We start from the raw sequence: 2,025 nt of genomic DNA on the forward strand, positions 1-2,025 counted from the left end.
AGTTAATATGGTACCCGACCTTTCGCCCAACCAGCTTGCTCTAATCATTGACTGTGGTACCGACGATTTCTTCTTTAGAATCAATCAGCAACTGCATCAGGCATTATTGAACTCACAAATTCCCCACGACTACATTGTACGCCCCGGAGCCCATAACTGGCCCTATTGGTCAAATGCAGTGGCGTATCAACTACTTTTTTTTGCTAACTTCTTTGAAGAAAACGGTTCAGCCGAAAAGCAAGCGTCAACCAATAACTAGAAGTATGGAAAATAAAAAAATACTCACAATTATTGGAATGGGCGATAAGAACGGTTTAGCATTGGCTCGGAAGTTTGGTAAAAACAACTTCGTAGTCGCTATGCTAGCGCGCAGTGAAGACAAGTTAGAAAGTTTTCAAAAGCAGCTCAATAGCGAAGGAATAGAGGGTTATTACTTTCTGACTGATGCCGCCAATGCCGATTCCATCCGGTCAGGGTTGCGCTACGTGCGAGGTTCTCTGGGAGATACCGACGTGCTTATTTATAACGCGGCAGCTATTGGATCAACGCACTTATCGGAAATACAGGTTGATAAATTAGTTGACGACTTTCGGGTGAATGTAGTGGGGGCTATCGTAGCTGCTCAGGAGGTACTCCCGGCGATGCAAGATAACAAGGCCGGAAAAATATTCTTTACCGGGGGCGGCTTATCACTGAACCCTAACTTTCAGTATGGTTCACTGGGTATTGGCAAAGCCGGATTACGTAACGCCGCTTACTGCCTTCATCAGGAGGCGCGAGCCAAAGGTGTACATGTTGCTACAGTAACCATCCGAGGATTCATTCAGGAAGAGGACGAAAAATATAATCCGGCGGCTATTGCCGAGCAATTCTGGCAACTTTATGAGCAGCGCGAAGATTTCAGTATAGAAATAGAATACTAATGGCTGACCCAATTATAGATTCCTGGAAATCCAACGCGCCTGCCTGGATTGCTACCGTAGAAGGTGAAGAGTTAGAAAGTCGGAAGCTGGTAACCAATCAGGCTATCGTAGATGTCGTCTTAAAGTATCAACCTAAGAAAGTGCTGGATGTAGGTTGTGGGGAAGGCTGGCTATGCCGAGCTTTGCAGCAACATGGTATTGAAACATTAGGGGTAGATGCAGTAGCCGATTTTATCGCGCACGCTCGCCAACAAGGTGCAGGCTTATTCGAGCAAGCAACGTATCAGGAGCTTATTCAACATAAGCCTCTAACTTCAATACCGTTTGATGCGGTAGTGATCAACTTCGCTCTATTAGAACAGGAAATAACTAAAGCCTTGCTACCGGCTCTGCGGAATTATCTGTATTCATCCGGCTATCTATTTATTCAGACCTTGCATCCGCATAGTTTCAATAATCATGTGCCCTATCAAAGTGGTTGGCACGATGAAGATTGGAGTCTGATGAAGCAGCAGTTTACCAAGCCTTATCGGTGGTACTATCGCACGCTAGAAGATTGGATAACACTGTTTTTACAATCAGATTATCGGCTGGTAGAATTACGAGAACCAATACATCCGGTAACCCAACGTCCGGCTTCTATCATTTTTGGACTACAGTACAGTGGATAGCCTCTCTCAAAATCATAATAACTCTCAAACTACTGTTAGGATTTTCACGCTCACAGTCTAATTTTGCATTATCCTTAGTAATAGCAATTGACTTTTATGGATAAAGTACGAGCGTTTCTGCGCCAGCTTCTTTCTACTGTTCAACAACAGTGGTTTCAGCTTACATTCCGTCAGCAAATATGGGCATTAGCAGCAGGAGTGGGAACAGTCTTGTTGCTAGTAGGGGCAATCATCTTTTTGTCTTCTGATGAATTTCTGGATGCCGACTCAACTGATCCTGCATTTCAAGCATACATTGCGTCTTATAGCTCGGGGGTACTTTCTACCGAATCGCCCATTCGCATTCAACTTACGGCTCCTGCTGCCGATAGTGCTCAGGTTGGTCAACTGGTACGTCACCGACTATTTCGATTTGACCCCGAGATTAAAGG

At 44.7% G+C, this 2,025-nt stretch carries 3 protein-coding genes and 1 pseudogene; all 4 read left to right on the forward strand.

Annotated elements, in window-relative coordinates:
• Positions 1-259, forward strand: a pseudogene (locus tag WBA23_RS07395) (esterase family protein); the annotation flags it as partial.
• A gap of 4 nt (positions 260-263) precedes the next feature.
• Positions 264-923, forward strand: a complete 660-nt coding sequence (locus tag WBA23_RS07400) for an SDR family NAD(P)-dependent oxidoreductase (RefSeq protein WP_424581636.1) — start codon at positions 264-266, stop codon at positions 921-923.
• Positions 923-1,594, forward strand: coding sequence for a class I SAM-dependent methyltransferase (locus WBA23_RS07405; RefSeq protein ID WP_424581637.1), 672 nt, complete (start codon positions 923-925; stop codon positions 1,592-1,594). The genes WBA23_RS07400 and WBA23_RS07405 overlap by 1 nt, the downstream gene beginning before the upstream one ends.
• A gap of 96 nt (positions 1,595-1,690) precedes the next feature.
• Positions 1,691-2,025, forward strand: a 335-nt coding sequence (locus WBA23_RS07410) for a hypothetical protein (RefSeq protein ID WP_424581638.1), incomplete at its 3' end; no start/stop codon positions are given.

The sequence above is a fragment of the Tunicatimonas sp. genome (genome assembly GCF_049647865.1).
Taxonomy (GTDB): Bacteria; Bacteroidota; Bacteroidia; order Cytophagales; family Cyclobacteriaceae; genus Tunicatimonas.

Bases quoted from the DNA above. Each gene is read 5' to 3' on its own strand.
- WBA23_RS07400 (WP_424581636.1), top strand. From the start codon at position 264: ATGGAAAATAAAAAAATACTCACAATTATTGGAATGGGCGATAAGAAC.
- WBA23_RS07405 (WP_424581637.1), top strand. From the start codon at position 923: ATGGCTGACCCAATTATAGATTCCTGGAAATCCAACGCGCCTGCCTGG.